At 67.2% G+C, this 24,199-nt stretch carries 24 protein-coding genes and 4 tRNA genes; 7 read left to right on the plus strand and 21 right to left on the minus strand.

The genetic code is table 11. The features are described from left to right. The coding region (locus B8W67_RS05240; protein WP_207567696.1) for a hypothetical protein at positions 1-1,023 on the plus strand (1,023 nt) is incomplete at its 5' end. Positions 1,024-1,214: 191 nt separating this feature from the next. Here the strand turns inward: B8W67_RS05240 and B8W67_RS21240 are convergent. Next, entirely contained in the window at positions 1,215-1,439 is a 225-nt protein-coding gene (locus B8W67_RS21240) for a hypothetical protein (protein WP_234806666.1), read from the minus strand. 316 nt (positions 1,440-1,755) lie between these two features. Between B8W67_RS21240 and B8W67_RS05250 the strand changes: the two genes are divergently transcribed. Then, entirely contained in the window at positions 1,756-4,869 is a 3,114-nt protein-coding gene (locus B8W67_RS05250; protein WP_133056042.1) for an NlpC/P60 family protein, read from the plus strand. A 128-nt stretch (positions 4,870-4,997) separates the two neighbouring features. On the opposite strand, the gene B8W67_RS05255 is transcribed toward B8W67_RS05250, so the two are convergent. The 5 genes from B8W67_RS05255 to B8W67_RS05275 all read right to left on the minus strand — a co-directional run bounded on the left by B8W67_RS05255 (position 4,998) and on the right by B8W67_RS05275 (position 6,061). Further along, positions 4,998-5,243: a hypothetical protein gene (locus B8W67_RS05255; protein WP_133056043.1), complete on the minus strand. Its 246-nt coding sequence runs from the start codon at positions 5,241-5,243 to the stop codon at positions 4,998-5,000. Between the two features lie 52 nt (positions 5,244-5,295). Further along, entirely contained in the window at positions 5,296-5,700 is a 405-nt protein-coding gene (locus B8W67_RS05260) for a hypothetical protein (RefSeq protein WP_085302614.1), read from the minus strand. Between the two features lie 97 nt (positions 5,701-5,797). Next, positions 5,798-5,872 (minus strand) — tRNA-Val (locus B8W67_RS05265). Positions 5,873-5,885: 13 nt separating this feature from the next. Beyond that, positions 5,886-5,959 (minus strand) — tRNA-Cys (locus tag B8W67_RS05270). A gap of 29 nt (positions 5,960-5,988) precedes the next feature. After that, positions 5,989-6,061, minus strand: a tRNA-Gly gene (locus B8W67_RS05275). A 200-nt stretch (positions 6,062-6,261) separates the two neighbouring features. Here B8W67_RS05275 and B8W67_RS05280 point away from each other — a divergent pair. Then, a tRNA-Val gene (locus B8W67_RS05280) sits at positions 6,262-6,333 on the plus strand. A gap of 138 nt (positions 6,334-6,471) precedes the next feature. On the opposite strand, the gene B8W67_RS05285 is transcribed toward B8W67_RS05280, so the two are convergent. After that, the gene (locus tag B8W67_RS05285) at positions 6,472-7,677 is read right to left on the minus strand and encodes a site-specific integrase (protein ID WP_109561714.1); all 1,206 of its coding nucleotides are present in this window, start codon (positions 7,675-7,677) and stop codon (positions 6,472-6,474) included. Positions 7,678-7,789: 112 nt separating this feature from the next. Here B8W67_RS05285 and B8W67_RS05290 point away from each other — a divergent pair, with 112 nt between their 5' ends. Then, positions 7,790-8,053: a helix-turn-helix domain-containing protein gene (locus B8W67_RS05290; protein WP_085302616.1), complete on the plus strand. Its 264-nt coding sequence runs from the start codon at positions 7,790-7,792 to the stop codon at positions 8,051-8,053. Between the two features lie 28 nt (positions 8,054-8,081). On the opposite strand, the gene B8W67_RS05295 is transcribed toward B8W67_RS05290, so the two are convergent. Then, on the minus strand, positions 8,082-9,284 hold the full coding sequence (locus B8W67_RS05295) for a Fic family protein (RefSeq protein WP_085302893.1): 1,203 nt from the start codon (positions 9,282-9,284) through the stop codon (positions 8,082-8,084). A 143-nt stretch (positions 9,285-9,427) separates the two neighbouring features. Here B8W67_RS05295 and B8W67_RS05300 point away from each other — a divergent pair, with 143 nt between their 5' ends. Continuing rightward, entirely contained in the window at positions 9,428-10,156 is a 729-nt protein-coding gene (locus B8W67_RS05300) for a nucleotidyltransferase domain-containing protein (RefSeq protein WP_085302895.1), read from the plus strand. 47 nt (positions 10,157-10,203) lie between these two features. Here B8W67_RS05300 and pyrE read toward each other — a convergent pair whose 3' ends face one another. Next, a complete protein-coding gene (gene pyrE, locus B8W67_RS05305; protein WP_163797129.1) occupies positions 10,204-10,758 on the minus strand; it encodes an orotate phosphoribosyltransferase in 555 nt (184 codons plus the stop codon). A 185-nt stretch (positions 10,759-10,943) separates the two neighbouring features. Between pyrE and B8W67_RS05310 the strand changes: the two genes are divergently transcribed. Beyond that, the gene (locus tag B8W67_RS05310; protein ID WP_085302620.1) at positions 10,944-11,174 is read left to right on the plus strand and encodes a hypothetical protein; all 231 of its coding nucleotides are present in this window, start codon (positions 10,944-10,946) and stop codon (positions 11,172-11,174) included. 46 nt (positions 11,175-11,220) lie between these two features. On the opposite strand, the gene B8W67_RS05315 is transcribed toward B8W67_RS05310, so the two are convergent. Further along, positions 11,221-12,027, minus strand: coding sequence for a DUF2637 domain-containing protein (locus B8W67_RS05315; protein WP_085302622.1), 807 nt, complete (start codon positions 12,025-12,027; stop codon positions 11,221-11,223). Positions 12,028-12,373: 346 nt separating this feature from the next. Here B8W67_RS05315 and B8W67_RS05320 point away from each other — a divergent pair, with 346 nt between their 5' ends. Beyond that, a complete protein-coding gene (locus tag B8W67_RS05320; protein WP_085302624.1) occupies positions 12,374-13,591 on the plus strand; it encodes a site-specific integrase in 1,218 nt (405 codons plus the stop codon). Positions 13,592-13,862: 271 nt separating this feature from the next. Here the strand turns inward: B8W67_RS05320 and B8W67_RS05325 are convergent, their stop codons facing one another. From B8W67_RS05325 to B8W67_RS05375, 11 genes are all read right to left on the minus strand, one after another. Beyond that, a complete protein-coding gene (locus B8W67_RS05325; protein WP_163797126.1) occupies positions 13,863-14,696 on the minus strand; it encodes an alpha/beta fold hydrolase in 834 nt (277 codons plus the stop codon). A 52-nt stretch (positions 14,697-14,748) separates the two neighbouring features. Beyond that, positions 14,749-15,390, minus strand: a complete 642-nt coding sequence (locus tag B8W67_RS05330; RefSeq protein ID WP_085302897.1) for a 3'-5' exonuclease family protein — start codon at positions 15,388-15,390, stop codon at positions 14,749-14,751. Positions 15,391-15,395: 5 nt separating this feature from the next. Then, the gene (locus tag B8W67_RS05335; RefSeq protein WP_133056044.1) at positions 15,396-15,620 is read right to left on the minus strand and encodes a hypothetical protein; all 225 of its coding nucleotides are present in this window, start codon (positions 15,618-15,620) and stop codon (positions 15,396-15,398) included. A gap of 77 nt (positions 15,621-15,697) precedes the next feature. Then, complete coding sequence (locus B8W67_RS05340) at positions 15,698-15,919, minus strand: hypothetical protein (RefSeq protein ID WP_085302629.1); 222 nt, start codon at positions 15,917-15,919, stop codon at positions 15,698-15,700. A 111-nt stretch (positions 15,920-16,030) separates the two neighbouring features. Beyond that, on the minus strand, positions 16,031-16,288 hold the full coding sequence (locus B8W67_RS05345; protein WP_085302631.1) for a hypothetical protein: 258 nt from the start codon (positions 16,286-16,288) through the stop codon (positions 16,031-16,033). Positions 16,289-16,450: 162 nt separating this feature from the next. After that, positions 16,451-16,768 (minus strand): hypothetical protein, encoded by a 318-nt coding sequence (locus tag B8W67_RS05350; RefSeq protein ID WP_085302633.1) that lies wholly within the window; start codon positions 16,766-16,768, stop codon positions 16,451-16,453. Positions 16,769-16,828: 60 nt separating this feature from the next. Then, complete coding sequence (locus tag B8W67_RS05355) at positions 16,829-18,172, minus strand: MinD/ParA family ATP-binding protein (protein WP_085302635.1); 1,344 nt, start codon at positions 18,170-18,172, stop codon at positions 16,829-16,831. 73 nt (positions 18,173-18,245) lie between these two features. Beyond that, positions 18,246-20,642 (minus strand): hypothetical protein, encoded by a 2,397-nt coding sequence (locus B8W67_RS05360; protein ID WP_085302636.1) that lies wholly within the window; start codon positions 20,640-20,642, stop codon positions 18,246-18,248. After that, positions 20,642-23,338: an AAA family ATPase gene (locus B8W67_RS05365; RefSeq protein ID WP_085302638.1), complete on the minus strand. Its 2,697-nt coding sequence runs from the start codon at positions 23,336-23,338 to the stop codon at positions 20,642-20,644. The genes B8W67_RS05360 and B8W67_RS05365 overlap by 1 nt, the downstream gene beginning before the upstream one ends. 19 nt (positions 23,339-23,357) lie before the next feature. Continuing rightward, positions 23,358-23,672, minus strand: coding sequence for a hypothetical protein (locus B8W67_RS05370; RefSeq protein WP_085302640.1), 315 nt, complete (start codon positions 23,670-23,672; stop codon positions 23,358-23,360). A gap of 65 nt (positions 23,673-23,737) precedes the next feature. After that, on the minus strand, positions 23,738-24,007 hold the full coding sequence (locus B8W67_RS05375) for a hypothetical protein (RefSeq protein ID WP_085302642.1): 270 nt from the start codon (positions 24,005-24,007) through the stop codon (positions 23,738-23,740). Positions 24,008-24,199 lie beyond the last annotated feature (192 nt).

Consider the following 24,199-nt stretch of genomic DNA (forward strand, 5'->3'; position numbering starts at 1 on the left):
TTGCCATGGGGACATCCTTCCAGCCCGCCCATCGTGGGCAAGCCAACTCAGATGTCACCTGATCGTGCAGCAGACCCATTGGAAACCGAAAGGCAACTCATGACTGCTGACAATCTGCGACCGGGCCGCGGTCACGTCCCGAACCTGACGCGTCTCAACGACGCCCGCCAGCTGGTCGCCACGGTTACCGACCTGGGCGGCACGGTGCCGGAAGCGCTCTCGCATCTCATCGCCGCTTCCGATGCTCTCACCGCAGCGCCGAAGCCGGTCGACCCGCTGGCCGAACTGCTGGACCACGCTGCTGCCGGCAAGCTCACTGCGAAGAAGTTCGAGGAAACAGCGAGCGCGTCGGCCCAGGCTCATGTAGCTGCCGCACACCGCAATGAGCTTGCGGCGCGGGCCGAGTCTGGTCTTGTCGAGCGGTTCGGCAAGACGCTATTGGACGGCGCCGCCGACGAGATCCTCAACTCGCTGCGACCTCAATTCGACAAGGCGGCAAAGGTCGTCACAGACACCCTGCGCGGCGTGAACTTCGACCAGGCGCACGCCGAGTTCGTCGACACCGCGACGCCTGAACAGCTGAGCGCTTTCCAAAAGTGCAAGGCCGCAACGGCGACCATCGACCGCATCGTTGATCTTGCGGGCGAGTTCGGGGTCGTCGGTCACTGGCCTCTGATCGCCAAGCCGGAAGCCGCGCTGGTGGGCGACCCGCTGCCGATCTCGGCGAAGAGCTTGTTCACCCACGACGCCGCGCCGGCCAGTCTTGAGCAGGATTCCCAGCGGCATCGCGACTTCACCCAGGCGGTCGCCAGCCAACGGTCAATACAGCCGCGGCACCTCGGGATGCGATTCAGTCGATGGTTGGTGCCCGGTCTCGAACTGGTCAGCGTCGCGAAGGCTCGCGAGAACCTGCGCGAGTGGGCCGAGCAGCGCTGGGACAGCCGCAACGTCGACTCCGTGAAAGCGCGCATGGCGAACCCATACGCGGCTGAAGAACTCACCACCGAGACTCAAAAGGGCTGAGTCACATGGTGAACTCCACTCCGCGCCGCGCGATCCTGGCGCAGCGGCGCGAGTGGCGGCTCTGGCTGCGTTGGCAGATGGCGCAGACCGGAGCGGGGCGGTGGCGTGGATGCTCGGCGGCGCTGCGCCACCGCCCACTTAGCGAGAAGAGGAGCAGGAACATGAGCCGCTGGGGTCAAGGGACTGGCGCATCACACGCCGTTCGGCGGCGCGTGCTGGAGCGTGCGAATCACCAGTGCGAGATCCGCGACAAGACTTGCGTCGGCACCGCGACGATCGCAGACCACATCATCCCCGTTGCGCGCCTCGGTGTAGAGCGTGCCGACGCCAACTCCGACAGCCTCTTCCAGGCTGCGTGCAAACCCTGTCACGACCGCAAGACTCAACGCGAGGCTGCGGAAGGTTTGCGCGCCCACCACGCTCGCCGGCGCGCACGCCTACGCCTACCGCAGCAACCGCACCCCGGCGAGTAGCAAACATGAACATCAACTCGATTGCGCTCTCCAGCAAACACCATCGAACAGATGTGCAACGCGCTGACCTGCGACGATGCAACACGCGCACATGGTCACAACCGGTCGAATCGGCACAGCAAAGCGATAAACATGCTCTGACCTGCGGGGGAGCTCTCCCAGCAACGATTTGCGCCGTACCCAAACGATATAGCGTCTACCGCTGGCTACGGGTTACAGGGCCAATTCGACTCGATTCAGCAAAGAGGAAGGTCGTCTGATGGCCTCTAAGAAACGCTCCCTCTCCGATGTCTTCGTCGGCGTGATTCCCGAGACCTCGCAGATCGCCGAACGGCTCAGCGCGGCGTTCCGTGAGGTCGACCCGAAGGCGCGCGAGGCCGGTAAGCGGTGGGGTCGCGAGATTCAGCAGGGTCTCGGTGACATCGACGTTGATCTGGACACCAGGCAGGCGCAGGCCAAGGTCGACAAGCTGTCCTCCGATGTGGAGGACCACGACCGCGAGATGCCGGTCGATGCGGACACTTCGAGTGCGCGCCGGTCGGTCGATGCTCTCGATGCCCGCATCGAGGGTCGCACCCGCACGATGCGCGTCGATGTGGATCGCACCGCATTGAGTCGTCTCGGCGGCTCCCTGGGCTCGACGGGTGCGCTGAAAACCAACGCCTACGCATTGGCCGCCGCGAGTCTGCCCGCGCTGACGACCGGCCTGACGCAGGTGCTCGGCGGTGTTCAGCAGATCGCGCAGGCGGGTCTGGCGATGCCAGGTATCTTCACCGCCGCCGCATCATCCATCGGCACCGCGGTTCTCGGATTCCAGGGTGTCGGTGACGCGATCACGACGATGTGGGACGCCGCAGCATCCGGTGACCCCAAGGACTTGGAGAAGGCGCAGGCGGCGCTACAGGGCTTGGCACCCGCCGCGCGTGAGGTTGTCGGCGCCGTTGCTGAGCTTCGACCGCAACTCATGGGACTCAAGGCCACCGCGCAGCAGCACATCTTCGCGGGCCTGTCCGATGACCTGACTCACTTCGCCAACTCGGTGCTGCCCACGGTCAACACGGGCCTGGCGAAGATGGCCGACTCGTGGAACGCGACGTTCTCGGAGATGATGCGCGTCGGCGGTCTGGATTCGACCAAGGGCATGTTCGCCCGCATCTTCGGCGACTCGGCTCAGGCGCAGCAGATCGTCAACGGTGCCATCGAGCCGCTGACCAACGCACTCGGCAAGCTCAGTGTTGCCGGCGCCGATGCGCTGCCACGGATCGCCAGCGGTGTGGTGTCCCTGTCGCAGCGGTTCTCCTCGGCCATCGACCAGTGGTCCGCGAGCGGTCAACTCGGCAAATGGATTAATGAGGGTCTGACCGGTCTGACCGAGTTGGGTAACGCGTTCATCAACGTCGGCAGGATCATCAACAGTCTCACCACTGCGGCGGGCGGCGGGAAGTTCCTGCAATGGCTGGAGACCGCGACCGACAAGCTCGCCAACTTCATGGCGCTGCCGTCGACACAAGCCACGATGCAGAACTTCTTCCGTCAGGGTGCTGATGACCTGCGCCAGTGGGGCGACCTGCTCAAGGCGCTACTGCCGGTGCTACAAGGCGTTCTCGACGGCGCGCACCGATGGGGACAGGTGCTGCTGCCGATCCTGACCGATGTCGCCAACGTGCTCGGACAGATGCCCGGACTCATCAGCGCCGTGGTGACCGCGTTCCTGGCATGGCGCACCATCTCGGGCGTCAATTCGCTGATGTCGAAGTTGACCGGAGTCGGCACCGCGTTGACCGGTCTTCCCGGTAAGGCGACGTTTGCCGCCAACGGCATCAGCAAGGCGCTGTCGCTGATCGTCGTTCCCGAGATCGGCAAGATGCTCAACGACCAACTCGACCAGTGGCTCAAGGACAACCATCCGACGCTGGACAAGCTGAACCACACCGGCACCCCCGGAAACCTCGGCAAGAGCGCCCGCGACTGGGTTAACGAGCACGCGCCGTGGATCGGCAAACATCTCCCCGGCTACAAGGCTCCCCAATCGGACTCGGATTCCTCGAATGCGCTCGACTGGTACAAGTCGATGTATCCGGGTCTGGCGGATGACAACGCGACCCCGAGCGGGTTACCGGCCCCGAACACCAAGGGCATCACCAAGTCGAATCCGCTGCCGGTGACAATCGCCGACGCGCCGGCCATCCCGCAGAGTGTCGTCACGCCCTCGGTGTCGATTCCTGCAATTCCGGCCGCTGCATCAGCGGTGACGGTTCCGGCCACGTCGGCAGTACGCGGACCGGGCATGAAAGCTGTGCCGATCCCTGGCATGGCGGGCGGCCCCGCGGTCGGCGCGGGCGACGCGATCTACTTCGCCAAGTCCCGAGGCGATGGACGGCCTTACCTGTTCGGCGGCATCGGTCCCTACTACGACTGCTCGGGCTACATCTCGGGCATCTATGCCGCCATCACAGGGAAGAACACCCATCACCGATATTTCAGCACCGACACCAACTTCGAGGCGCTGGGCTTCGAGCCCGGACTGGTTCCGGGCGGATTCAACATCGGTGTGCATCGTGGCGGTCCCGGTGGCGGTCACATGGCGGCCACCCTGCCCAACGGCGTCAACGTCGAGTCCGGTGGCGTACATGACTCCACGCTCTACGGCGGTTCGGCTGTCGGCGCGGCGAACTCTGAGTTTGAACTCAAATATCACCTGCCTAAGTCGCTGTGGCTCGGTGGCGCGAACAACAAGCGCACCGTTCATTCCAAGAACCTGATAGGCACCAAGAGCAACCCGATGTACACACTGCCCGCCGGCGCACAGGCCGCCATGGGTGGTGCTGGAACTGCCGCGACCGCCGCGACCGCCGGATCGGCCAAGGGCATGTCACAGGGCGAACAACTGGGTCGCGGCATCGGCAAGGGCCTGCTGCAGTTGTTCGGATTCGACGGCTCAGTGTTCGGCGACCCGTCTCAGTTCGGACTGACCAAGACCCTCGGCGCGATCAGCAAGGTCAAGGTTCACGTCGGCAATCAGACGTTCGGCATGTTCGGACCCCAGGGGGGCGCCGGCGGTGGCATCAGTGGCCTCGGTGGCGCGCTCAACATGATCTCAAACATCCCCAAGCCGTTCGGCGACCTGGCGATCGGCAAGCAGCAGGAAGCCCCGGCGCCGTTCATGCCTGCGCTGCCCGCGAGCACGTCGGTCAACCTGCCGTCTCCGAAGGCACCCGGCGCACCGCAGCAGCAGGCGCCGCAGCAGCGCGGAGGAAACCAGATGACCGTGAATCAGACGTTCAACGGCGTCACGCCCGACGAGGCAATGCAGCGAGGCCGCGAGAAGATGCAGGGTCCGGCGCGCGCGATGCTGAACTCGATGCCGCGATAGGGCGTCGAGATCGGCTACGGGTTGTAGGTCAAATACGGGTTGGACGGATTATGCGCCTGGTCCGATTCCCCTACGAGTACGAGAAAAGCCCCCAGCGCGAGCCGGGGGCCGTTCTCTGCCGTCGAGGGCTATTCGTTGTCGCGCTGCGCCACCGCCGGACCACGCCACGGCCCATACAGGGTCGACGGGCAGTACGTGAACGGACTCGTCCGCATCGAGCCGCCGTCCCCATTCGGGCAGAAACAGGGCACCTCGCCGCCGACCTGGCACAACGTCACGCCACCCGGGTCAGCGTGAGCAGTGGCGACCGGAGTCGCCAGCCCGATCCCCAGCACCGCAGCGACACCGGCTACCAACATCGCGATCTTGGTCATCGTGACCATCTCCTTCAATTCCAGACGTTACGAGACTGGTCTGACACGCCGCTCACTTCTCCGACTCCTGAATTGCATCCAGTTCGTCGGCGACCTCAAACAGGGCCTCGGCCACGGAGCGCGCGGTCGGGGCGATCATTTCGTCGGTGTTGTACGCGACGATCCAACGTTCCGTGACCACACCGTCGCCACGCTGGAAGCCATGGACCGACACCCCCGCATTCTGCCCGCACTCGATCAGCGTTCCCCAAAAGTGGCGCTCGGGCAGCTCGCCACCGTTGTCCTCCCAGTCATGCACCTCGCGTGCGTCAGCCGGAGGCGGTACATGCGCGTACTTGGCGTCCAGTTCGGCGTGCTCGGCGTCGGTGGCGGCGATCAGCCGATCCAGGTCCTCGTTGGGGATGGAGCCCATCGTGGGGCGGGTGGAGTCGACGGGGTGGGTGGTGTTGGCGGTCATGGCGGCAACCTTCCGTGTTGCCAGACCGTCAATCCGTCGATTGGGCATTTTTTGGGCACGAGGCCCGTTCTCTACCCCTAAAACCGCTGGTCAAACGTGGTGCGCGATACTGGGATTGAACCAGTGACCTCTTCCGTGTCAGGGAAGCGCTCTCCCACTGAGCTAATCGCGCCGGGAGACGAACGTGGAGGTGGAGACGGGAATCGAACCCGTGTGCACGGCTTTGCAGGCCGTTGCCTCACCACTCGGCCACTCCACCGTTGGGGTTGATGCCAGTTGCACCCTCCGAGCGGATGACGGGATTCGAACCCGCGACCCTCACCTTGGCAAGGTGATGCGCTACCAACTGCGCTACATCCGCGCGCCACGGTCGAGATCGTCGTCCGTCGCGAAGCACGACATTAGTCCACTCGAGCGGGCCTGCACAAATCCCGCGGTGATGGTGGCGCGGGTGTGTCGCAAGCGAGTGTCGGTGGGTGCCCATGCCGCCCGTGGTGCTGCGGCTTTCGGCTGGGTGTCCGGTTCGTGCTAACCTTCGACCTCGTTCCACCTCGGTGAAACGGTCTCGTAGCTCAGCGGGAGAGCGTCCGCCTCACACGCGGAAGGTCACTGGTTCGATCCCAGTCGGGACCACCGGAAAAGCGCAGGTCAGAGATCATTTACCGGTTTCGGCGGGAATGACCGATGACCCAGAGTGACCCATTCGGGATTTAATCGCCCACGGCCCGGCGGTGCGTGACCCACCGATGACCCACCGATGACCCACGGCCGCTACGCGCCACCGTTGGAGCGGGGCCGGTCGGTGGCGGTGCCGGTGAACGTGGCCGCTGCGGCGGCCAGGGCCTCGTTGGTGGAGTGGGCATAGGTGGCCAGTGTGAAGCGCGCGTCGGTGTGACCCAACCACGCGGCGATCACCACCGCGGGTACCCCGCGCATGTGCATCAAGGTGGCGCAGGAGTGCCGGGCGTCGTGCAGCCGCACATGGGGTAGACCGGCCGCGGCCAGAGCCTTTCCCCACGCCTTCGTCACCGTGTCCGGATAGGGCGGCTGGCCGAGTGCGTCGACGACCACCAACTCGCTTCCGGGCCACATCTCACCGAGCTGCAGCTGCACCTCGTTCTGGCGGGTGCGCTCGCGGCGCAGCGCCGCCGTCAAGTCCGGCGGCATCGGCAGCGTGCGCACGCTGCTGGGTGTCTTCGGCACTCCGGTGGTCGCCTTCCCGGCGGTGGCGACCCGCGACGCGTCGATCGTCACCGTCTCGGCGTCGAAGTCGACCGCGTCCCACCGCAGCGCCAGAATCTCTCCGCGGCGCAACCCGTAGCTGGCCAATAGCCAGGCGACGTGGAAGGGGTCGTCGCGAGTGGATTCCAGCAGCGCGGCCATGTCGTCGGCGCTCAGCGTGGTCAGTACCGGCTTCTGGCCCGGCAGGGCCTTGACCAAGGCGGCCGGGTTGCGGGCCACGACGCCCTGCGCCATGAGGTCGGCGAAGATCGACCGCGCCCGTGCCAGCATCGGGTTGATCGACGCAGGAGACCAGGGCGCGCGGGTCTTCTTCGCGGCCTTCGGCAGCTTCGTCGGCGCGTGCCAGGTGCCCATCGCCGAGGTTCCGTTCAGCAGAGCCTGCACCACGGCCTCGATGTCGGCCTTGGTGACCTTCTGCACCGGCTTGCCGCCGAGCGCGTCGACCAGCGGCCGCAGCGCGGTGATGTAGGCGCTGCGCGTCTTCGGGCGTATGCGCTGCCCGGCCAGCCAGGCGTCGGCGGCCTGCTGCAGTGTCATCTCACTGGGCGCGGCGTGGGTGCCGTGCGCCAGCTCGGAAGTCACCGTGGAGCGCCACTTCACCGCCTCGTCGACGGTGCGGAACCGCTTCTTGTGCTGGAATCGAGTGCCGTCGGGGCGAGTTCCGTGCACTCGCACCTCGTAGCGGCGACCCGCCGCGGTCTCGACGGGCTTCACCCATTCGGGCCTGCGTGCCATGGGACTATCATGGACGTTGTCACGTCCTTGCACTTCGCCGGTGCATAATTCCTTCCGGCGTGTCGTGCCGACTCGTTTGTGGCCGCCGCCAGATCAGGGCACTCTTGAAGCCATGACCTCGCCCGACACCGACGCCTTGACCGCCGCGGTGGCTGCGCTGGTAGCGGCCGTGCGCCCCGAGACGAAGGCCGCCGAGCCGACGACGCGTCGGCTGCTGACCGTTCCCGAGGCCGCTGACGCGCTGCGGGTGGGCCGCACCATGGTCTACGCCATGCTGCGCGACGGGCGACTGTCCGGGGTGAAGATCGGGAGGCGTCGCCTGGTGCCCGCCGCGGAGATCGACCGGCTGATCGCCTCGGGCGGCGTGGCCGCCTGACGACTATGGTCGCGCGACCGGCCCCGACTCAGTCGCTCCACCGCCGCCGCCCGGCCCGCCCGGCGAAGCCGTCCAACGCGGCGAGGACTTCCGGCGCGCGCCAGGCGCGGTTGCGGGTGCGGTCGGTGAACTCCACGACGATCCCGGCATCGACCAGCGGGTCGATGTAGCGGCGCGCGTTGCCGGTGGCGATACCCAGCTCGTGGCGCAGTAGCGCGGCATTGAACACCGGACGCTTGACCAGCAAGTCGACCACCTTCCAGACCGCGGAGTCGCGGCGGGCGGTCACGCGCGTGGCCCACCCGGCGCGGATGTCGCGCAGCTCGGTCACCAGACGGCGGCCGTTGGCCACTGCGAGCAAGGCCGCCTGCGACAGCTGCTCGGCGATCGGCGCGGCCTCACCGTCGCGGTAGGCGTTCAGCGCGGCGAAATAGGCGTCGGTGTTGGTGAGCAGACCAGCGGAGACCGGCACGGTGACATGGCGGGTCAGGCCCTTTCTGCGCAACATCGCCTGCACCAGGGCGCGGCCGGTGCGCCCGTTGCCGTCGGTGAACGGGTGGATGGACTCGAACTGCGCATGGGCGATGGCGATCTGCACCAGCGCGGGAACGTCGAGGCGATGGGTGAAGGCGATCAGGTCGTCGATCGCCGCGGGGACGCGGCGGTGGTGTGGGGCGATGTAGTCCGCGCCGCGGGGGCCGAACGGGCCGCCGCCGATCCACACCTGTTCGTCGCGCCATCTGCCCGCCGCTGCGGGTGTGCTGGTGTGCATGAGGGCGTGGTGCATGTCGAGAATCGCGGCGGCGTCGATGCGGTCGGCCAACGCGACGGCGGCCTGCATGGCTGCGGTGTTGGCCACGATGATCGCGGCGTTACGCCGCGTGGGGCCGCCGAGGGATTCGGCTTCGGCGATGGCACGCGCCGAGGCGGTGAGGTTTTCGATGTTGGAGCTGGCCGCCGACTCCGACCGCAGCAGCACCGCGGCGAACGGGGCGATCTCGTCGCCCAGCTCGGAGTCGAAGCGTGCGATCTCGCGGCTGGCGTCCTCGGCGGCGGCCAGCACGGCGGAGGGCAGCGCCACCTGCAGCTCGGCGATGTCGGCGGTGACGGCGGCTTGGTAGGTGCCGGACTGTCGGATCGCAACGCGCTGGTCGGCGAGACTGTATCCCGCCTGGGCGGAGGGCTCCCAGGTGAGGGTTTCAAGGCCGACGGCGGGGCTAAGTGATGCCACCACCGCACGATAGCATCACTTAGCGACACAAGTGATGTTATTGCCGCGCGCAGCTATCAGTTACGCGCTGCTGCTCGGTGCCTGGGCTCGTTCAAACTATAGTTGGCATTATCCAACTTTAGTTGCGAGTGGAGGGCGCCGCGATGCAGCTCAACCGGTCGTTCGCCACGGTGACGCCCACCCTTGACGGTGACGTGCTCGCGGTCCTGGCCAGTGCCGACGCCACGTTCACGATTCCCCAGATTCAGCGCATCCTGGCCACGGCTTCCGGCGAAGGCATCCGCAAGGTGCTCACCCGCCTCTCCGGCCAGGGTGTGGTGCTACGAGACCAGGTGGGCAGAACCAACACCTACCGGCTCAACTGCGAGCACCTGGCGTCCGAACCTATCCGGGCGCTCGCACAGTTGACGTCGACCTCCCTACGTCGCCTCGAAGACCACCTTGCGCAGTGGGGCGGTGACGTCGTCTACGCCGCGGTGTTCGGTTCAGCGGCCACAGGGAAGATGAGGCTCGACAGCGACCTCGACCTGCTGCTGGTGCGCGCTGCCGACGCGGAACCCGAGGCGTGGGAGCAGCGAGTGACCGAACTGTCCCGGCTGGTCACTGCGTGGACCGGCAACGACGCTCGCGTCGTCGAGTACACCGAGGACGAATTGCGCGCCGCGGCCGCCGCCGACGAGCCACTTCTTCGTGACGTGGCCACGCGGGGGCTGACCGTCGCGGGGGAGCGGTCCTGGCTCTACTGGCAGCTGCGCAACCACAGCGGTCTGCAGGAGCAGCGCCAACACGACCGCCGTGAACTCGCCGAACGCTTCGCATCGGCAGAGAAGACGCGGCACGCCGCCACCGACGAGATCGCCGAACTGCTCTAGTTGACCCCCGCATCGACGGTGCGGGGCCGGTGCCCGAAGAACGATCCCTACTCGCTGCCCAGCGCCGGGATGCCGAGCGCCTCGTGCGTGACGAGCGGCAGGTACCGCACGCCGCGACCCTCCAGTGCGGCCGCAGCCGCATCGCCGCGATCCACCACCGGTATCGCCGCCGACGCAACCGCCCCGGCGGCCTCCACGGCGTCCAGCGCCCGCAGCGTGGACCCGCCCGTGCTGACGACGTCATCGACCAGCAGGACACGGTCACCCGCGCCCAGCTGCGCGCCCTCGATGCTGCGGGCATGGCCGCGTCCCTTGGCCTCCTTGCGCACCGAGAACCACGGAACACCCGACGCCAGGGACACCGCGACCGCTACGGCGTCCGCGCCCATCGTGAGTCCGCCCACCGCGGTGAAGGTGACGCCCTCGCGACGGGCGAGCGCCACGATCGCGGAGCTGATCTCCTGCAAAACGGCCGGGCGGCACAGGGCGGCCTTCACGTCGACGTAGTAGTGGCTCGTCGCTCCGCTGGCGAGCTGGAACGGGCCGTCACGATAGGTGACGGCGTATTCAGTGAGAGCGCGGACGGTTACGGATGGGGTCACAAAGTGCCTCCGGGCGAGTCGAGGTGAGTGGGGCGCTCGACGTCCGAGATCAGTGAAAGTACCCGCACGCATCCACGTTCGCGGATGTGGGCCACTGGGCCACCATAGGGCGCGGCAAGCCAGCGCCGGAGAGCGCGATCTTCGGCATCTGCGAGGGGGTACCTCCACAGTGCGACACTGGAGCCATGGCTGAGCCGACACCGGAGACTATCGACCGGATCAACGACCGCGGCCCGGACGCTCCGGCCATACGGGCAGCCGCCGACGCGGTGGCCACCGCGGTGGAGAACCTGGCCGGTGAGTACGCGGCGGGCGCGCCGGAGGCGTACCCCGGTACCGCGAGTTTCACCGTGTCTATCGGCCGCATCGACGACGAGCCGGAGACGCTGACCTTCCTGTCGGGCGACCAACGCTAGCCCGACACCCTCCCGGCCGCTTCTGAACGAGGGGGTGCGGTGGCCGTCACGTGGCCACCGACTGCGCTTCCGCCTCCTCGGCGGCGGCGGCCTCGGCGATGCGCGCCACGGTGGAGCGGTGCAGCCCGGTGGCCGCCGCTGCTGCCCGGTAGCTGTCACCGGCGTCCAGAGCGGCCAGGGCGGCGGCCACCGCGCCCACCTCCGCTTTGACGCGGCCGTCGGCCACCAGCCGCCCGGCCGTCCGGCGGTGTCCGTCTCGGTGGCCACCCTGGTCGCCATGGCCGTCCACACTGTCATCGTCACTGGTCACGGCGGTGGCTGCCGGGTGACCGCCGGTGGCCGTGGCGTGGTCGTCGGCAGCCACCAGGTGCAGCGAGGTGGCCGCTGCGGGATCGGCAGCATCCCGCGGTGTGGCCGCCGAGTGGTCGCCGGTGGCTGCCGGTGTGGCTGCCGCGGCAACCGCAGTGGCCGGGTCGGCGACCAGCGCGACGGCCGCGGCCGCCGCCATCGTGTCCACGGTGACCGGCAGCAGCCACGCGATCCAGCCGCGGTGGCCAGCGGCGGCCGCCAGGGTGGCCAGCGCATCGAAGCTGAGCACGAACGCCGTGGCGGCCACCACTGCCACCGCGGCGATCACCACGGCCCGGATCGCCCCACCCAGCTGGGCAGCCACGGGCACGGAGTGCACGGCGACCGGCAGCGCGAGCGGAGCCACCGCGGCGACCGCGATCACCACCCAGGAGACCAAGTCCACGCTGTCGTGCTGGACCAGCAGCGCAGCCGTGACGTTGCCCGCGAGCGACGTGGCCGTGGCCGCGATCAGCACACCGGCGAACCAGCGGCGAGGGCTCATGCGGCGGGGTGGGGTAGCGGCCATGGTGGACCTCCTGGGTCGGGCAATGCCGTCGACGATGCCACCCGCGGCCGGACCCGGTCGCAGCCCGGCTGCTGGTTGTGCGCCGCGGGGTCGCGCCGTAGTGTTGGAGGCATAGTTCCTCGCCATCCTCCGGGATCGGCGAGGTTTTCCATTCCGAGGCCGCCCCGCGCCCGGAGAGGAGCGAAGGACCGTGCGGCTTGAAGGCAGCGGCTACGCACCCATCTGCAGGTTCGCGCCACTGCAAGGACCATCGTCTAGGACAGGGCCTGTCACGTCCTCGTCGTCGCCTTCCTCGGCCGTCTGACCTGCGAAGAAGAACCTGATGCCGCGGCCAGAACCTAACATCCGCAGGATCGAGACCCGTGACCGGCGCGGCCGGGCGGTCACCAGGTGGCGCACCCGCAAGCGTGCACCGGCCGGAGCGTCCGGGCCGCGCCAGCCCCAACGCACGTTCGACACCTACCGCGAGGCCAAGCGGTGGCGCGACACGATCACCGCCGACACCGTGACCGGCTCCTACGTCGCCCCCAACCGGCGCACCGTCAAAGATGCGGTCGACGAGTGGCTCGCCGCCAAGAGGCTGCGCACCGAGAAAACGACCACCACGACCAGCTACGGATACGCGGTCGCCCCGATCGTCGACGAACTCGGCGGTATCGAGTTGCAGCAGCTCACCGAGGCCCGCATCGAGAAGTTCCTGTCGGACCTGCGGGCCGGTGACCTGGTCAAACCCGACGGCAGGAAGCGCCCGCCGTGGAAGGCCACGACCACCGCGGTGACCCTGGCGAAGTTGCGCGACATCCTGGCCCGGCAGGTGCGGCAGAAGACGTTGCAGGCCAGCCCCGCCGAGCACATCGAGGCGATCCCCATTCCGGCCAGTGAACGCTACGTGCCCGCCACGCTGTCGCCCGATGATCTCGATGTCTTCTTCGCCCACATCACCGGCGACCGCCTGGAGCACTGCTGGTACCTCGCACTGCTGGGCCTGCGCCGCGGGGAGATCGCCGCGCTGCGGTGGGACTGCGTCGACATCGACGCCGGGATGCTGGCCGTGCGAGGCAACCGTGTGGCGGTGCCCGGCGGCACCGAGGACACGTCGACGAAGACCGCGGCCGGGCAGCGTGTGCTGCCGATGCCGCCGCAGCTGGTTTCCGCGATGCGCCGTGCGCGGGAACGCCAGAGCGCCGAGAAGCTCGCCGCCGGTGACCGCTACCGCGACGAGGGCTGGGTGGCCGCCGACAGGTTCGGCCGCCCGCACCATCCCGACACTCTCAGCGACCGGTGGGCCGCCGCGGTGGCCGCCGCCGGTGTCCCGCACGTGACTTTGCACGGCGGACGGCACACGGCGCTGACCATCTTGCACCTGGAGGGCGTCCCGCTGGCCGTGGTGGCGGCCTGGGCCGGGCACACCGACAGCGCCTTCACCTTGCGCCGCTACGCGCACTCGCAGACTCACATGCTCGGCGAGGCGGCCACCGTCTGGGATCGCATTGTGCGCCCGCGTGCGCGTGAGGGCGAACCGGCCCCGGCTGGCCAATGATGCCGATCAGCGTCTGTGCAGGTCAGCGAGGCGCTATTCGCCCGGCTGGCTGCTTGAGCGGCAATACACCGCTCGCTATATACGCGAGCGGTGAACCAGGTGATGCGTGGCCGCACGCTCCGCGGGCCGGGCTGCAGGCACACCGGCGCGACCGGCAACAGGGCGCGCGGGTGCACAGCGAAGGCGGCGAGAACATGCAACACCGCGGCCCGGATGCAGGTCGAGATTCCGGGTTGGCAGCTCGTCCGGTGGCGTTTGCCAGCCAGCACGATCAGGCGGCGGCGAACTCCTGCAGTCCCGCCACGTCGGCGATGGCCCCGGCCACGGTGTCCGGCTCCAGCTGCGGAAGCATGTGTCCGGCGCAACGCAGCCGGTGAAAGGTGCTGCCAGCGATGCGCTGTGCGAGCAGCTCGGAATGCTCGATGGGGGTCAGCGCGTCGAACTCGCCACCGAGGATCGTTGTGCGCGCCTCGATGTGAGCAAGCGACTCGGTCACGTCGAAGTCCCGCAGCGTCGGCAGGAACCCCGCGGCGGTGCGCGGGGACGAGGTGGCCAGCGCGTGCGCGGCGGTGGCCATCAAGGTCGCTCGCCTCGACGCGCCGGAGCCGAGACGCCTCAGCAGCGTGCACAGCGGCAGAGCGAACCCGCGAGCGGCGACGTCGGGAATCCGGTCGAAACTCGATGCCAGAAGGTCGATTCCGGGGATCGTGAGCAGCCGTCCCGCCCCGCTGGAGGTGAGGTTCCCCGCGGTGGTGGCCACCAGCACCAGCCCGCTGATCTCGGTCCGACGTGGCTGGCTCAGGTAGGTCAGCGCGGTCATGCCGCCGAGCGAGTGTCCGACCAGCGTTACCGGTCCGCGTACCTTGAGGGTGGCGAGCACGTCGTCGAGGTCGCTGGCGAGACGGTCGACGGTGTAGCTGGACACCGACGCGGAGTCCGAATCACCGTGGCCGCGATGGTCGTAGGCGATCACCTGGGTTCGGGGTCCGAAACCGGCCAGCGTGGAGGCGATCTGGTCGCTCCATGTTGATGAGTTCAGACACAGGCCGTGCAGGAACACGACGGTGTTGTCGACCTGGCGGCCGCGCCACTGCGTGACGGACAAGCCAGTGCCGTCGGAGGCCAGCACTCGCCTCTCGCAACGGGTTTGCGTGTACTCACCGGACCATGTCATTTCCCACCCCGTACCGAGTAGCGAACGAGCGGATCAGGTTCAAACTTCGGTGGCAGTCGCTGACGGTGCGGTGCTCGGCGCTGCCGACCAGTGCGTCGATCTCGCCATAGGCGGGCGGGTCGGTGAATCGCGCCAGTTCCATCAGGGCCGAGGCGTCGATGGTGCGGTGATTGAACACGGCGGAAGTGTGCGGCATGTGGGCACTGAGGAACGGCGCGTCGAGTGAGCGCACCGAGCTTCCCACCATCGGCACCGGACCGGCGACACCGTTCTCGGCAAGGAAGTTCGCCATCCAGGCGTCGGCGTCGGCGAGCGTGCCAGCGACGGTGAACGTGTCGGCGTCATCGGGGCAGAACCTGTGGCTGCCAAGGTGGTAATCCACCAGCATGAGGTCGTCGACGAGGCCGTTGCGTATGTGCATGGCCTGGGCCGGGCTGAGTTCATCGTCGTGGAGGAAGAACGTGTCGAAGGCCCAATCCACGGCCGCGTGGGTGGCCACGATGACTGCGCCGGAGATGACGGGCTGCAGGTGGCTGTCGAACACCACCGCGCCGACTTCGAGGATGAGATCGGTGGCGGGATCGAGTCCGGTGGTCTCGATGTCGACGGCGGCGAGCCTGCCCATGGTGATCACACCCTCTGCTTCCGATTTCCTTCGGGCGGTTGTCCTTCGGCTTCGATGAGTTCTGCGGCCCGCGTGACGTCCACCAGGCGATCCGCGGCGATGCTGGTGCACTCGCCGTCGATGTACAACCGGCAGATTCCGGTCTCGTGGGCGTTCCCGCCGCTGATCACGTAGCGGTGATCCGCACCCACAGCGCAGTGGTGGTTTCGGCCCTGCTGCACCCATTCCACCGGTAGGTCTCCTGTCGCGCGTGCCGGTGATCCGGCCCCGGTAACGTCTCTAAACCAGAGACTAACACAGTCGAGCGTCATTGTCTCTGCACTTCCACCGCCACATGGGGCTGCACCAAGTTCAGGTCGACCGTGTTGAAGCCCCCGGAGGCTTCAACGGCCAGCCGGTCCGCACTGAATCGGTGCCCGATGTACTTCGCTGCGCGCGCCGAGACGTCGCGGGCGAGCGCGGCCGGATCGGGGTATGCACCCACAAACACCGTGTCTCCATCCACATGCAAAGTGCAGTGCAACGTCATGGTGCGATCATCACGTCGGCCGCTGCGCCCTGCCGTCCGAGGCGCGCAGTGTGTCGCCTGGCACAGAAATCGCCGCCGAAGCAGTGACGGCATCCGTCGGCGCGGCGGGTGTCAGCCTCCGAGTGATCGCACCAGAAGGTTGGCGATGATCCCGCCGCGGTCGACGATCACTTCGTCGGAAAGCTCCTCGCGGTAGGCGCGCGGCAGTTGCTGCCAGGCCACCTCGATCAGTCTGTCAGCTGCTTTGTCGAGCGCGTCGTCGCTGCTATCAGCCACGTCATCAGCGCAGATGTCCTCGGCGATGGCCTCGGCGTCGATGATGGGCGGGTTCTGCGAGCTGTAGCCGCCGCGCCCGTCTGTATCTGCCATCGCGCACGCCTTCCGCTCGTCGGCCCATCTGCCTCGCGGCAACCTACCCGGCCCATCGTCGCCGATGCGGCCCCGGCGCGCGAAAACGAAACCGCCGCCGTGGTGGCGGCCTTTCGGCCACGACTACGACGGCGGCAATTCGTCACCGTGACGAAACGGTGCTCACTTCTTGACGCGCAGCGTCCCCAGCCCCATGGCGGCCAGGGCCTTCGGGGTGGCGAAGCCGGTCTCGACAAGCTCCGAGGAGGCGTCGTTGAACTCAACCGCAGCGTCGTTGACCGCGGCGACCAGCGTCGCGTTCTCCGCGTCGATCTGCTCCTGCAGCTCGGCGATGCGCGCCTTACCGACGCGGCGGCCACCCTCCAGCTCCTCGGTGGCCTGGTCGTAGAGCCCGCGCAGCTCACGCAGGCGACGCAGACCATCGGCCACCTTCTGGGCCACAGCCTCGTCAGCGTCCACCTCGTAGTTGACGTCCGTCATGGACCTGTTCCTTCCTTGTCGGGTGCGCGGGCGCACCGTCTTCCATCGAGCCCGGCCGGTTTAGTCGGCGGGCAGCCTGCTCATCACCTCGGCCGCGAGCCACACGTAGCGCAGGCGGGTCTCCTCATCCATCAGCTCGATGCTCATCGGCCCGCCCTCGCTGGCGTGCGCGTCGAACGGAACGGTGATCACCGTCATGCCGTAGGAGTTGGTGATGCTGTTGCGTTCCTTGGCGATGTCGACGTTGGTCTTGCCCGGCCGGGTCTGTGAGAGAACCACCACCGCGTTAGGCAGCAGTTCCAGGTAAGAGCCGCCGAACGCCTTCAACGTGCGGATCAGAACGTGAAGCTCGTCGATGCTGTCCTTGGTGGTGGATGCGGCCAGCACCAGCTGATCCACCGCGCCGAGACCGGCGTGGTAGGTCGGGCTGTCGATGTTGAGCCCGAAATCCAAGACGGTGAGATCGAACTGGTCGCCGATCACGCCCAGCACACGAAGCAGCGAATCGGGGTCGAGGAACTGAGACCCGTCGCAGGTCGATGCCCCCAGCACGCGCAGTCCCGAACGGTCGGTCTGCAGGTACGTGCTCACCACCGGTGCGCGACGCAGCTCCCCGTCGGGCTCGGCGGCCAGCGCCATCACCGACTGCGGGGCCTGGTTGTTCACCGCCAGGACTCGATCGCTGATGTTGCCCATCGGGTCGATGGACATGGCCACCACCTTCGCGCCGCGTTGCTTCGAGGCGATGGTGGCACCCATGTTCAGCGCGATCGAAGTCTTGCCCGACGAGCCTTTGCCCGAGAGCACACCGATCGTCTTAGAGGACCGCAGCGTGCGCTGAATCTGCGACACGCGGTGGTCGTATTCCTGCTCGTCGCTGCCTTTCGACAAGTTGGTGCGCAGCAGACGGTTCACGGTGGCACGCCACCCCCGCTGCGCGCCCTCCACGCGTCCACCGATCAGCTCACTGCGGGGTGATCCCGCGGAGTTCTCCTGGTGGTCGTCGAAGTCGGCGGGCGGCCGCTGCCGAGGCACACGCGGCGGCACAGCCTGCTTCTGCGGTGGAAACTGCGCCCGATGAGGGGCCTGCGGCAGCGGCGGCGGCATCGTGGTCTGCTGCGGCGGCTGAGCGGCCGCTGGCTGCTGCGGAATCTGCTGCGGCGGCTGAGCGGCCGCTGGCTGCGGCTGCTGTAGGTGACCCGGAATCGGGACGCGCGGCGGGTGGTTTGGCCCAGCAGGCGACCACTGCGCCGCGGCGGCCGAACGCGCGTCGGTGCCGCTGGAGTCGGCCGGGGGCGCGTCGGACAGCTCCGGGTGGCGCTCCGGCGGCGTGTCCATCAGGTCCGGCGCAGCGTTGGCGTACTTGGCACGCACATCGTCTGGTCGGCGGTTCTGGTCAGGCATCAGTGAACTCCTGTTCTCCTACGGCAGCCATGGTGGCAAGTGGGCGAGGACATGACCTCACGCGGCGCGCCCGTCACAGCGGGTCTCCGAACTCGGAATCGCGGACACGCACCACGCGCTCATCGGGGTCGGAGCTAAGCCGCAGCGACAGTCGCGTGTCGCCTGCCGGGGCGACGGCCACGACGGTGCGGCCCATCGCCGCGTTGACCAGCTCCACCTCCTCCTTCTGCACCAGAAGCTCGTCGGCGGCCAGGAAGTCGCGCATCGGGGCCATGAAGCTCGCGGGGTGGCGGTTGACCCCCGGCGCGATCCCCGACAACGGCAGCTCCGGACCCACCGATGGGGCTGTCACGTCCTCGCCAGTGGCGGAGGCGGACGCCTCGAAGCGCCACGCCGCACGGTTCCAGCGCTGCTGATCGTTGATCGGCGCGGCACTCGAACCCGATGCGGCGGGCGATGGTTCGCTGACCTCCACGCCGTCGACCACCACGACCGCCGGTCCGTGCTGCACATCGGAGGCCACGCTGATGTGATCGCCGGAGAACCCTGGAAGCGGTGAAGCCACAGCGATTGCCGACGGCGGCGGGACATGGGTGCTGAACGTGGCACCGACAGCCTGGGCTGCCGCACCCAGGTCCGCATCGGCGTAGACGTTTCCGCCCGCGGTGGATACCGCCACTGCAGTGTGCTCCAGCGACCGCGCCGGGGAACCGGCGAGAACCCCACTGTCACCGGGCGGTGACTGCGGCGGCGTCGGTGACGGCTGCTCGACCGGTGACGGGCCGGTCGGGTCAGACGGTGGGGGAGTCTCGCCCTGTGGGCTCGCGGAGAGTTGCTTCTGGCGATCCGGATACACCTCGTCGTCGTAGGTGACGTCGACCACCTCGGCGTCGATCACGCCATCGTCGACCGGATCAGGGACATAGCTGTTGTGGGTGAAGTATCCGTACACGTCGCCGATGCGGGTCACCGCCGACCAGCGGGCGATGTTCTGAATCGCGGACTGCCAGATGCGGTTGGAGTGGGCCTCCTGCGCAGCGGTGGACTGCGTCGCTGCCGAGACGGCGTCGGTCGGCACGGCGATCGCGGAGCTGCGCTGCTGCGCCACCGATTCCGCCGACGCGGACAGCTCCTTCACCGCGGTCGCGTCATCGGCGGCGATGACCTCGTTCATCGCGGCGTCCTCTGCAACAGAGCCTGAACCCTTGAGCTTCGCGTCACCTTGTGGCCCTCCTCCGCGTGATCCGGCGCTGTCCTTCTTCTCGTCGCGCAGCCAGTTGCTCTTGAAGAACTTGAAGTCGATTTCGCCGAGGTTCTTCGGTTTGAGGCCCAGCGTCGCTTCCAGCGTCTCGTTCACGTCGGCCTTCAAGACGCGGATCAGCGCGCTATTTTTGGACGACACCTTCAACAGCACCCATGTCGACGCAGCGAAGCCGATGCCGAGGGTCACCATCATCAGGAACGCGGAGTCGGCGACGGTGACCGTGCTCAGAATCCGCATCGCGAGTCCCGAGCACAGCGACGGCAGCGCCACCGCCACGGCGGTGATGATCACGGTGATCAGCATGTGGGCCGCGCCGCGGGCGAAGCATTCGGAGACTTTGTCGAATCCGCGGCGGTGATGGACCTTGATCGCCCCCACCCAGGCACTCGCCAGGAGCGCCGCCACCGACGTCGACAGGTGGATGATGAACTTCCATCCCGCCAGCGCTGAGAACACCAGCATCGGAATCGCGGGAAAAACCCACATGATGATCGCCGTGATGACCGTCAGAGGCGTGGCCTCGTTCTGGCCCTCCACGAAACAGTTGCTGTTGACGCTCAACTCCTGATTGGACGCCATGGCGTCCGACCACTGCTGGCTGCAGTCGGCGGAGAACTCGTGGCCGTAGTTGAGCACGATCGCCGGGGTGCGCACCGACTGGTTGACCAGCGCCTGCCCGGTCTCGACGGCGGTGCTGTTTCCGCTTCCGGTCAACTTCGCGGCAAAGTCGGTGGCCAGCCCGCTCGTGGTGTTGAGCACCCAGTGGATCACCTCGAACGGGTTCGACGCGAGAACCGCCACCAGAACCACCATGGCGACCGCCACGCCGATGCGGTTGAGTGACTCACTGTTGAGGATGCCGCCCTTGGTCGACGACACTTTCTTGCCGACCATCGAGGCCACGACGATCGCCAAACCCACCAGGGCGATCGCTTTCGGGGGAATCACCGCGTAGAACGGGGCGGTGATCTGCTCGTAGATGTCCGACAGCGGCTGCAGCCACGACCCTGACGACAACACCAGCCCCAGCAGCGCGTTGGCCGGGATCGCGATCACCATGTACACCACGAACGCGAACTCCGTGAGCATCCCGCACACCCACGACAACTGGTGGGATGCCACGCTGCCCAGATAGTGCAGCCGGTACTTCGCCGCCGACACCCCGTCGGAATCAGTCGCGGAGAACAGGTCGAGGAAGGAGGCCATCAGGCGGCCCCCTGGCCGTCGCGGGCGTGGCGACCCGGCGGAGCGGCAGCGAGGTCGGACTCGCGCACCATCTTCGAGCTGGTGGTGTCGGCGAAGCGCGCCAAGTCGGTCGACAGGATCGGCAAGAACTGCACACGGACGATGTTGTTGTTGCCGTCGTTCCACCAGCCCTCGCCGTAGCGCCCGGCCCGAGTCATGTTGTTGTTGTCCGGGTCTGGCGGGCTGGTCTGGGTGACCATCATGTCCACCAGTGAGTCCAGCACCGGCATCCCGGCGTGCTTGATTGCCGCGCGTGCGTTGTCGGACACCTTCTGCCCCAGCGCCGCCTTCTTCTCGATCATGGCGTAGTTGTGATCGAAGTCGTCGGCGTGCTGGCTACCGAACACACCCAGGTTCTGGTCCTTGCGCGCGGTGCGGTCGGGGTCGCGAACCAGCAGCTCGACCACGTCCTCATTGCCCTTGAGGAAGCTGATCTCGTCACCGAAGAACACGCACGTGCCGCGAATCTTGGCGAAGCGGAACGCCGTCATGCGCGCGATCGAGCCGTACACCGACGCAGCCCACTTGTTGAGGTCCGAGGCGTTCTCTCGGTTCACGCCGCGATACACCGGCAGCTGGTGGGTGCGGAACACCGTCGCATACGGCATCGCCCCGGACTCCGTTCGCGCCGCCAGGTCGGCCAGGTTGTCGAACGGGGGCAGGCCGGGGTCGTTGTGGCTGCGCGGCTCGGGGTCGATGAACGCGCGGGAGTAGGGCAGCGCCGCCCAGTGCTCCAGTGCGCGGCGGATCACCTTCGCCTCGCGCTCGCCCTGACCGGCCAGCCACTGGATCAGCCGACGGGTGCTGGTGATGCCGCGGGGCTCACGAAACGACGGGCGCAGAATCTTGGCCAGGTACCCGGCCTCGTCGGACTGGGTTCCCAGCTCCATCAGCGGCAGGTAATGGGCCATGAACGCGACCTCGGCGTCCGGCGACGGCAGACATTTGAGGAAGTCCATCGACACGAGACCGGCCGGGGTCTCCCCGGTGGCGGCGTTGACCACCTGCGTGCGCGCCAGCTGTCGGCTGAACACCGCCCACTCCCCGTGCTTGGAGTGATCCACCGCCGTCGCGTAGCGGTTGAGCGCGGTCACGTACATGAAGATGAGCTTCATCAGGTTCGACTTGCCCCGCCCCTGCGCGCCGGTGATCGCGATGGAGGCGTTACCGCGGTCGGTGGCATTGAGCAGGTCGAGCAGGATGATCTGGCCCAGGGTGTTCTCGCGGTTCACCGCGATGGGCATCCCGATCTCATCACCGGCGAAGCTGCGCCGGACCGGCATGGCACCGGAGAACCACCGCGTGGTGGTGGTCTGCAGTAGATCGCTGCCCAGGCGGGTGCGCACCGATCCCGGCATCGTCATCGTCCACAGTTCCTTCTGGCCGCCCACGGGTGTGAGCGTTGTGTATCCCTTGCTGCGGAACTTCTGCGTGATCGCGGTGACTCGCGTGTTGAGGTCGTCGAGGTTGTTGTGGCCGAACGCGAAGATGGCCGCCACTTGCATACCCACGGGGCCGGGCTCATCGCGGATGGCGCGGTGGAAGCGGCGAAGCTCCGCGCGCCGTGAGTCGTAGTCGTCGGCCTCGAACTCGTCCTCGGCGTTGGCCTGGCCTTCGGAGACGAGTTCGCGTTCGGTCTTGGAGACTGCCGCCGTCGCGATGAGGCTCTGGTCGAACCGCAGTCGCAGTGCAAAGTCGGCGTCCATGTCGATGGCCTTGTCGACCACATAGGTGAAGTCGGAGACCTCGGTGGTGTAGTTCGACGGGTAGCGGGCGATCGCGACCATCGACTGGTAGGTGGTCGGCCCGTCGGGGAACGACGCGCTGCGGCGGCCGGGGTGCGAGATCGACATGATCTTGCCGTTCTTCAACGTGCGGAACCGGCGGGTCAGCGTCGTGCGCCGTTTCGGATCAGCGATGTTCTTCGCGTAGTCGCGACCGGCGTCGAGGTCTTTGACGAACGTGCTGTATAGCGAGGTGGCCTCCGCAGCCTCGTCGAACATCACCTCGGGGTAGGCGCGTTCACTCGGCACCACGGAGGGGTTCGGCTGAGGCGGCGGAAGCATCGGCACCGACATCTTGGACAGGCCCAAGGTGGTGGAGCGGTCGAAAATCCAGTCCACCATCTCCGGGGTGGTGCGCACCGGCCGGAACTCCGGCGGGATCGACTTGAAGCAGTTCTTCTCGAAGTCGCCGAGATCGGTCCAGTTGAGCCCCTCGTGCGGGTCGGTCTCGATGACTGAGGACGCGATCCGGTCGGCCATCGTCCGCCGTGACGGCTGGCTGATCGACACCCAGTACACGCGATCGAACTCGATGAACTCACCACTGACCATCCGCTCGTAGAAGTCGTTGATCAGCTTGCCGAGATACCGGTACTTCTCCACGCCCCAGTCCGGAACTCCGCGGGTCATGCGCGTGAAGGTCTGCATGGGGTCGACGCGCACCTTGGCGCTTCGCACCAAGATGTCGTCGGTGGGAATATGCGATAGCGCGTTGAGCAAAAGCTGGTGCGAGTCCTGCGCGGCGATCGCTGTTTCGGGGCGGTAGCTGTTGACGTTGATTCCAACCAGCAGGTAGTTGCACCACACGCTGCCGTCGTCGGAGAAGATGATGTTGCCGCGCCGTTTACTCAACGGCGGAACGTACTTGCCCATGATCAGCGGCCCCTCTCGGTCAGTTCTCGAACGCGTCGTAGTTGGCGGTGTGCCGGTGACGCATGGCGCGCCAGAGCAGACCGAAGGCGGTGATGTCGGACATGGTTTCGTCCGGGTCCAGCCGTGACAGCAGCATCGACACCATCACCACGGTGATGAAGCCGGTCCCGAACACGATCGCCGCCAGCCACGGGGACTGGGACAGCACCAGTGCCAGCCCCGCTCCCATGGTCAGCAGCATCGCGACTTGGGACACGCCGCCGAGCCGGACACCGGCCACCTTCCAGATGATCGGCACCTTCGACACTCGGTTGAAGACACGGAACGGCCTCATCGCTCACGCCCTGAATTTGCTGTCACGTCCTCAGCCCATGGAGCATTCGTACGCTGCGTCACGGCTCACCCGAGTCCAGGGATGATGTCGGTTCCGCGGTTGGCGATGAGAAGAATCCCGCCCAGGAACGCCTCAATGGCGAGAATGCTGATCGCGTGGTCGCGCAGGACCGCCGTTCCGTTCGCGCCCTTCTTGTCGTTCCACTCCTTGAACGCGTGCCACCCACCCACGATGACAACGAGGACCATCAGGCCAGACAGCGCGTAGTTGGCCAGCGTGGTCAGGATTCCGTCGTCGGTGGGGTCTTGCAGTCCGGCCATGTAGATGACGTTCACGTTTACCTCCGTGATCGAGCCTCCCTGCGCGGGGGAGGGGTGTTTTCGCCGATACACACCTTCACTGACGAAAGCGCTGATCAACGACCGAGGCGCGCCTGGGTACATGCACGGAAAAGGCCACATGGGCTGGGATTGCGCCATGGTCGGCCGACTGCGCCGAAACGATACAACGCATGGTACAAACGACGG

Origin of the sequence: Mycolicibacillus koreensis (assembly GCF_002104795.1) — a bacterium.
In the GTDB taxonomy this organism is placed as follows: domain Bacteria; phylum Actinomycetota; class Actinomycetes; order Mycobacteriales; family Mycobacteriaceae; genus Mycobacterium; species Mycobacterium koreense.

What these genes read in the sequence shown, in the direction of transcription:
- B8W67_RS05250 (WP_133056042.1), top strand. Translation starts at nt 1,756, where the DNA reads ATGGCCTCTAAGAAACGCTCCCTCTCCGATGTCTTCGTCGGCGTGATT.
- B8W67_RS05255 (WP_133056043.1), bottom strand. Translation starts at nt 5,243, where the DNA reads ATGACCAAGATCGCGATGTTGGTAGCCGGTGTCGCTGCGGTGCTGGGG.
- B8W67_RS05260 (WP_085302614.1), bottom strand. Translation starts at nt 5,700, where the DNA reads ATGACCGCCAACACCACCCACCCCGTCGACTCCACCCGCCCCACGATG.
- B8W67_RS05285 (WP_109561714.1), bottom strand. Translation starts at nt 7,677, where the DNA reads ATGGCACGCAGGCCCGAATGGGTGAAGCCCGTCGAGACCGCGGCGGGT.
- B8W67_RS05290 (WP_085302616.1), top strand. Translation starts at nt 7,790, where the DNA reads ATGACCTCGCCCGACACCGACGCCTTGACCGCCGCGGTGGCTGCGCTG.
- B8W67_RS05300 (WP_085302895.1), top strand. Translation starts at nt 9,428, where the DNA reads ATGCAGCTCAACCGGTCGTTCGCCACGGTGACGCCCACCCTTGACGGT.
- B8W67_RS05310 (WP_085302620.1), top strand. Translation starts at nt 10,944, where the DNA reads ATGGCTGAGCCGACACCGGAGACTATCGACCGGATCAACGACCGCGGC.
- B8W67_RS05315 (WP_085302622.1), bottom strand. Translation starts at nt 12,027, where the DNA reads ATGAGCCCTCGCCGCTGGTTCGCCGGTGTGCTGATCGCGGCCACGGCC.
- B8W67_RS05320 (WP_085302624.1), top strand. Translation starts at nt 12,374, where the DNA reads ATGCCGCGGCCAGAACCTAACATCCGCAGGATCGAGACCCGTGACCGG.
- B8W67_RS05330 (WP_085302897.1), bottom strand. Translation starts at nt 15,390, where the DNA reads ATGGGCAGGCTCGCCGCCGTCGACATCGAGACCACCGGACTCGATCCC.
- B8W67_RS05340 (WP_085302629.1), bottom strand. Translation starts at nt 15,919, where the DNA reads ATGACGTTGCACTGCACTTTGCATGTGGATGGAGACACGGTGTTTGTG.
- B8W67_RS05345 (WP_085302631.1), bottom strand. Translation starts at nt 16,288, where the DNA reads ATGGCAGATACAGACGGGCGCGGCGGCTACAGCTCGCAGAACCCGCCC.
- B8W67_RS05350 (WP_085302633.1), bottom strand. Translation starts at nt 16,768, where the DNA reads ATGACGGACGTCAACTACGAGGTGGACGCTGACGAGGCTGTGGCCCAG.
- B8W67_RS05355 (WP_085302635.1), bottom strand. Translation starts at nt 18,172, where the DNA reads ATGCCTGACCAGAACCGCCGACCAGACGATGTGCGTGCCAAGTACGCC.
- B8W67_RS05360 (WP_085302636.1), bottom strand. Translation starts at nt 20,642, where the DNA reads ATGGCCTCCTTCCTCGACCTGTTCTCCGCGACTGATTCCGACGGGGTG.
- B8W67_RS05365 (WP_085302638.1), bottom strand. Translation starts at nt 23,338, where the DNA reads ATGGGCAAGTACGTTCCGCCGTTGAGTAAACGGCGCGGCAACATCATC.
- B8W67_RS05370 (WP_085302640.1), bottom strand. Translation starts at nt 23,672, where the DNA reads ATGAGGCCGTTCCGTGTCTTCAACCGAGTGTCGAAGGTGCCGATCATC.